Source organism: Roseibium sp. MMSF_3247 (assembly GCF_030733765.1).
Lineage (GTDB): Bacteria > Pseudomonadota > Alphaproteobacteria > Rhizobiales > Stappiaceae > Roseibium.
On record NZ_JASHII010000025.1, the window covers coordinates 1 to 4,554 of the forward strand.

Below are 4,554 nucleotides of genomic sequence, written 5' to 3' on the forward strand. Positions count from 1 at the left end.
GCCGCTCTGGATAATTTTTATGATCGCATAAATGTTCGCGATCAGGACCAGCAAACCGAGAAGACCATATTCCATGATTGAAACTCCTTGTTCTGTCATGTTGGAAACGGTCCGATAGAGGTTTTGGTTCCATTACACCTGTTGTTGGAAAGGAAACTCCGAAGCGGTTTGAGCGAGATGGGAACAAATTTCGAAAGAAGAAATGGAACTGAATTCATTCCCGAGCGTTGAAGAACTGTTACTCAAACAGGAGGATACAATGCTTTCTTGGGCTATCGCGTTTTTGGTTGTTGCACTTGTTGCAGCAGTACTTGGCTTCGGCGGTATTGCTGGTACAGCCGTCTCAATCGCAAAGCTGATATTTTTCGTGGCGATCGCGCTGTTCTTAATTTCCGCTGTCCTGCATGTAGCGCGCGGTAAGAGTGTTTAAGCTGAGACTTCCATTGGCACGAACGTTTCCCAATTGGGGCACTTATCGCTCAGTCACCGATTGATGTGGGCTAGGCCACCAACTTCACCGACTGCGGAGCTCGAGCGCTCCAGCCCCAATCGAGCAGCACGGAGCTGCTTGACCACAACATTTCCCACCGGCGGTTCGGGGACATTTCCCGGGTTCTCCGGAGCAAATTGGAGGCATTTCATGGCAACTGCCAAAAGCACTTCCACTTCTTCGACCAAAGCTGCAAATGACGCGGTGAATGCCAGTGATATTGAAGCCGACATTCAGCGCATCCGCGAGGACATTGCCGCGCTTGCCGGCTCACTCAAAAATTACGGGTCCGGGAAAAGCCAGGAATACAAATCGCGTGCGACCGCAGCAGGTGAAGATCTAACGCAAATGTCTCAGGACGCGCTCGATGATCTGACCCGCGAACTGAAGTCTTACGAGAGGGCCCTGACCGATGAGGTCCGCCGCCATCCCTTGCAGTCCCTGGGAATTGCGGCCGGTGTCGGTTTCCTGATTGCAGCTTTGATCCGCCGTTGATCATGCGGTCGGTCCCCCTCGCCTTCTCGGCGGCATCCCGCGACCTCCGCGGGATGGTGCGCCGGACGAAGCGCAACATCGTTATAATGGCGATTGCTGCTGCGTCTTTTGGCACGGCCTATCTGGCCGGTCTTGCCGCACTTGGCATTTATCTTTCTGAAAAGCTCGGAGCCTTGGGCGCTGCTTTGGTCATCGCCCTGGGAATGATTGGTGTCGGGCTCGGCCTTCTCATTGTTTTAGCGGTCTTGAAGAAAATCGATCAGCGGCGCAGCGCGAAACGCCGCGCGTCACAAAGGCTGGCCATAGCAGCAGCAGTTTCAGTCCTCCCACAACTGACCAATCGAAAGAGCATCATCGCCCTTGCCGCGTTGGGCGGACTTGCGCTTTTTGCAGCGCGGGGCGGCGGAGATGACGGGACCTGATATGGCACACCACGCTCCACCCGAAACTCACGTAAGTGTATCAACCTCACCAATTGCGATTGCAGATCCAGCCACGCGTATGTCCCTCGTCATACTTGCCTGTCTGGCTCTAGTGTTTGCGTTGGATGTGGGCAAGGTCATACTTGCGCCGGTCTGTTTGTCGATCGTGGTCGGTTCCTTGTTCGGACCTGCGGCGGATCGTCTTGGCCGTCTTGGCATACCGTCATGGGTGTCTGCGGCCTTAATGGTGGTTTTGTTTATCTTGCTCATCACGACCGCCGGCGCAGCATTTATGGTACCGTTGTCTGACTGGCTCGATAAACTGCCGTTGATCTGGGCCAAACTGCAAAGCCAGCTCATTTCCTGGCAGGGGTTGTTTGCCTCCATCAGCAGTCTGCAGGAAGAACTCCGCAATGCGATGGGCCAATCCGGAAACATGCAGGTTAGCGTCGATGAAACGTCGCCGGTGGAGAGCGTTTTCTACTTCGCCCCGACATTCATGGCACAGATAATATTGTTCCTCGCCAGCCTCTATTTCTTCGTCCTGACACGGCCGCGAGTTTTCCGATCTACTGTCGATTGGTCAACTCCGGCAACAAAACGGTATCGCATGGCAATTGCGTTTCAACGCATCGAAAAGCGGCTCTCGACTTACCTGTTATCCATTACTTGCGTGAATGTCGGTCTGGCTGCCGCCGTTTCAGCGGCTCTTTGGCTGATCGGCGTGCCGTCACCGATCTTGTGGGGCGTTTTGGCAGGTGTGCTTAACTATGTAATTTACATCGGCCCGGCCATCATGGTGCTGATCATGACAGGTGTGGGGCTGTCAATCGGCAACTCAATTCCGGAAATTCTCCTGCCGCCACTGGTTTATCTGCTCCTCAATCTTTTTGAGGCGCAGTTCGTCACGCCAACGGTTCTCGGCCGGACAATGACGCTCAACCCGTTTCTCGTATTCTTGACAATCGCATTTTGGATTTGGCTTTGGGGTCCAATCGGTGGTTTCATTGCCGTTCCAGCCCTTTTGGCAGGGGTGACACTATATGAAATTTCGAATGATCCGTCCGATTGACGGGCGGGCCGTTGCGATACAAAAAGCTGAGAGCCTCTATTTACCCGTTTTCACTCTTGATTTTCAGCGATTATCCACCGTCTGAGGGGATGTCAGCCTGAGTGCGAATAATTTTCGTGCCGATTTCATTAGCGGCGGCGCTTTCGGCCGCCTTTTGCCCTATGCGGGCTATTTGTTGGTGATCTGGACCAGCCTCCTTATGTTGTAGATGATGCTGGCCATGCCGATTTTTGTTCTGGCCCGGTCCATGCCGATGGTGCGAATGCTCTTCCCCATAACAGCCTTTTGATGGGCAAAGACATGCTCAATCGGTGCGCGGTTTTTTGAACGGGTCGCATTGCCCCGCTGGATATGCGCGGGCATGGATTTGCCGGCTGTTTTGCGTCGATGGATGTTGCTGGTAAAGCCATGGGTTGCCATAACGGCTCGTTTTGCTTGGACCGATAGGCGCTGTCCGCCCAAACGCCGGAGCCGGTGTGTTTCCTATCCAGACGCCCGCGCCGTGGGAACCGGGCATCATGACTACCAGCATCCGAGACGTCCCACCGGCGGATGAAACGCAGAGATTTGCAGATCGTCGTGTGTGCCTTGTACGCGAAGGAGGGAATGGCAATATTGATCGGCTTGGTGCCGTGGGGCTTTGTCCGCGCCTTGCCGAATTGCACCTTCCAGCGGGCAATTCACATCCTTCTGCCGAGCCTTGTTGGGCGTGCTCGGCTAGATTTACTTGGCACTCTTGCCCGCCTTGATGGCTTTCTTCCCGTCATAAAATTCTGCTGCTTGGGTGCGGCCACAAGCGTGCTGTCGACTAATTGTCCGCCCATGGCGATGTAGCCGGTCTCCCGCTAAGCGTACTCAAATCGGGCGAAACGACCGTTGATCGCACCGGCTTGGGTCAAACGGCGGTCGACCGCCTTTGGAGCCATCGGCATAGTTCAGCGCCTTGACTAGGGCAGGCCGAAATATCTCGAAATCGACAACCCGCGCTTGGGCGTCCAACTGGTTGCCGATGTCGCTCAGCCGCTTCAACCGTTCGTCAAAATCGAAAAAATCCGGCTGTGCCGTCCAAATCCCCACCGATAACCGATCGGGAAGATGGAATCACGAAGAACCACAATTGGCGAGATAAGCAGAGGCTCCTAGCTGCTCGGTTTTTTCCGAACAGCTGTTTTTTTTCGGTATACCCGCAAATCATTCCGAGTTTAGCGCAATCATACCATTTGCAAGCGGCCATCCGGTACAAGTTGTCTGCTGCATATTGGACACGCAGCGGACCGGGCGTTTGTGAACATCATCGAGCGAAATCTTCAAGTCACCTTTCCCACTGGAAAACGTGTCTTGGACCTCTGCAGCTATAGTAGCTGGGTTTTTATCAACACCTTCGTCTTCATACAGATATTCTGTAGCAGCAAGAGCACTGGTGAATAGAGTTCCCGCAACAATTATAGGCGTACTGAGCGGAAGAACTCGCTTGCGAAAAGTAATCATATCACTACCTCCGCTTAGTAAACGCACAACTTAAGAAGAAGTTTCATTTAAATTAATTTTTGTTCGGCAGAAGCAAAAAACACTGATTTATCAGGTGCATTCACTTTTCGCACATCTCTGGACACACACCGTTTGGGTTTTTAGGACCTGTCAACGATGTAGCCGTCAATAGTATGCCATTGAACAAATTGACCTTAGGAAACTTAGGTGACTGAACCAGAAATCCGCGCAGAAAGTCGATAGGTTAATAATAATACACATCATCCGCACTTATGGATTGGCATAGGCGTCAGTTGTTCAGTCGTATGTGATTTGCACCCATAACTATTTGATAGCATCGAACCTGACCAATTGTGCTGTTACACACGTATCTATAGGCTCAGCCAAACATCTCCAATTAATTAACTGGTCGAACAGCTTTACACGACTGCTATTCTCGACAGTGCTAATGCATATTAGGGTCAAAACTCATTGATATTATTGATTTGATTTAGCAAATCAGATTCAAGGTTCCAAATCAGTGATTTGGAGGCTTGTATGGGACGCCTGTTTTGGCTGTCGGATGAGCAATGGGCGGCGATCGAGCC

6 protein-coding genes are annotated in these 4,554 nt (G+C 52.2%); 4 read left to right on the top strand and 2 right to left on the bottom strand.

Features of this window, described 5'->3' with window-relative positions; genetic code table 11:
* The first annotated feature begins 259 nt into the window (after window positions 1–259).
* The 4 genes from RBB44_RS25365 (at window position 260) to RBB44_RS25380 (ending at window position 2,479) form a co-directional block, all read left to right on the top strand.
* Window positions 260–430 carry a DUF1328 domain-containing protein gene (locus RBB44_RS25365; RefSeq protein ID WP_306150472.1) on the top strand — a complete coding sequence of 57 codons (171 nt, stop codon included), beginning with the start codon at window positions 260–262 and terminating at the stop codon, window positions 428–430.
* Between the two features lie 210 nt (window positions 431–640).
* Window positions 641–985 carry a YqjD family protein gene (locus tag RBB44_RS25370; protein WP_306150467.1) on the top strand — a complete coding sequence of 115 codons (345 nt, stop codon included), beginning with the start codon at window positions 641–643 and terminating at the stop codon, window positions 983–985.
* 2 nt (window positions 986–987) lie between these two features.
* Complete coding sequence (locus RBB44_RS25375) at window positions 988–1,407, top strand: hypothetical protein (RefSeq protein ID WP_306150466.1); 420 nt, start codon at window positions 988–990, stop codon at window positions 1,405–1,407.
* Complete coding sequence (locus RBB44_RS25380; RefSeq protein ID WP_306150465.1) at window positions 1,394–2,479, top strand: AI-2E family transporter; 1,086 nt, start codon at window positions 1,394–1,396, stop codon at window positions 2,477–2,479. Before RBB44_RS25375 ends, RBB44_RS25380 begins: the two co-directional genes overlap by 14 nt.
* Window positions 2,480–2,647: 168 nt before the next feature.
* Here the strand turns inward: RBB44_RS25380 and RBB44_RS25590 are convergent, their stop codons facing one another.
* Window positions 2,648–2,899: a hypothetical protein gene (locus RBB44_RS25590; RefSeq protein WP_371932349.1), complete on the bottom strand. Its 252-nt coding sequence runs from the start codon at window positions 2,897–2,899 to the stop codon at window positions 2,648–2,650.
* Window positions 2,900–3,670: 771 nt separating this feature from the next.
* Window positions 3,671–3,967, bottom strand: a complete 297-nt coding sequence (locus tag RBB44_RS25390; RefSeq protein ID WP_306150464.1) for a hypothetical protein — start codon at window positions 3,965–3,967, stop codon at window positions 3,671–3,673.
* Window positions 3,968–4,554 lie beyond the last annotated feature (587 nt).

Coding starts and splice junctions, on each gene's coding strand:
- RBB44_RS25380 (WP_306150465.1), top strand. CDS start 1,394: ATGACGGGACCTGATATGGCACACCACGCTCCACCCGAAACTCACGTA.
- RBB44_RS25365 (WP_306150472.1), top strand. CDS start 260: ATGCTTTCTTGGGCTATCGCGTTTTTGGTTGTTGCACTTGTTGCAGCA.
- RBB44_RS25390 (WP_306150464.1), bottom strand. CDS start 3,967: ATGATTACTTTTCGCAAGCGAGTTCTTCCGCTCAGTACGCCTATAATT.
- RBB44_RS25375 (WP_306150466.1), top strand. CDS start 988: ATGCGGTCGGTCCCCCTCGCCTTCTCGGCGGCATCCCGCGACCTCCGC.
- RBB44_RS25590 (WP_371932349.1), bottom strand. CDS start 2,899: ATGGCAACCCATGGCTTTACCAGCAACATCCATCGACGCAAAACAGCC.
- RBB44_RS25370 (WP_306150467.1), top strand. CDS start 641: ATGGCAACTGCCAAAAGCACTTCCACTTCTTCGACCAAAGCTGCAAAT.